The 1,170-nt window shown below is 43.4% G+C and carries 1 protein-coding gene; it reads right to left on the bottom strand.

Annotation, left to right across the window (positions count from 1 at the left end; all coding sequences use genetic code 11):
* Window positions 1–873 (bottom strand): group II intron reverse transcriptase/maturase (ltrA, locus tag CLV38_RS13605; protein WP_245920601.1); only part of this gene is annotated, 873 nt, incomplete at its 3' end.
* Window positions 874–1,170 lie beyond the last annotated feature (297 nt).

Below are 1,170 nucleotides of genomic sequence, written 5' to 3'. Positions count from 1 at the left end.
TTTCAGGTCTTTTTCAATGAAGCGAGTGATACTTTGGAGCACACGTTCACCGGCTCGTTTTGACTTCACAAAGATGACGAAGTCATCAGCGAACCGGACGAAAAGGTGCCCTCTCTGCTTCATTTCTTTATCCAGTTCATGTAAGTATACGTTACTGAGTAGGGGCGATATCACGCCACCTTGTGGTGCGCCTGTGTTACTTTCTACGAATTCGCCAGACAGATCTATGACACCGCTCTGTAAGAACTTACGAATAATTTTTAGAATCATCTTATCCTGTATATACTGTTCGAGATAGTACATCAGCTTATCATGATTGAGTGTATCAAAGCACTGTTTCAAGTCACAATCGACAGCTACTTTATAGCCTTGCTGATAATAGTCGACGCACTCTTTCAAAGCTGTATGATTGCTTTTCCCTTTACGGAACCCATGACTGTGTGGGAGAAAATGTTTATCAATGATAGGCTCTATCACTTGTCTGATAGCTTGCTGGACCACTCGGTCCCGCACGACGGGAATACCTAGTTTGCGTATCCCACCGTTAGCTTTTGTAATTTCTACCCGTCTTACAGGTTGAGGTTTATACGAACCGTCTAGAAGTTTCTTCCTCAAATAAGGATAAACTTCTAATATATGACTTTCCACCTCGCTAACTGTCATTCCGTCTACTCCAGCAGCTCCTTTATTTCGTCTGACGACTTTAGCTGCTGTGAATAGATTCTTCTTACTTACAACGAGACTCATAAGAGACTCACCATACTTGTCTTTATGTTTACCTAGGCGATTACTCCGCACATCTACATACTCTTTCGCTTCCAGCTTATCCCTTTGTAGCTTGCCAACCTTGTGATTGTTTTCTGCGTTTGTCATAATGCCTAACCTCCAATCTTCAAAGTATTGATACTGTTCGGTCCTTCGGTACATTTTCCCTACTATGACCTCGGCTGACTTCTCGCCATTCGTTGTTACTACTAAGCGCTGACGAGACCTCCCCGGGTAAGAACGACAACCTTCTGCTCATGTCACTGCTTCATTTACTCAATAGAATTCGGGCAGTATCGGACTTCACTTTGTCTTGCAAGCTCATCCGTTCTATTAAGCCTTGGTATGAAGTTTCTGTTCGTCAGTGCAAGCATTTGCGTCCGACTTCCTTCAGATTCCGCCTCA

Origin of the sequence: Alkalibacterium olivapovliticus (genome assembly GCF_003003275.1) — a bacterium.
GTDB classification, from domain to species: domain Bacteria; phylum Bacillota; class Bacilli; order Lactobacillales; family Carnobacteriaceae_A; genus Alkalibacterium; species Alkalibacterium olivapovliticum.
Note: the sequence above shows the minus strand (reverse complement) of the source record. Positions and strands in the feature narration are given on the sequence as shown.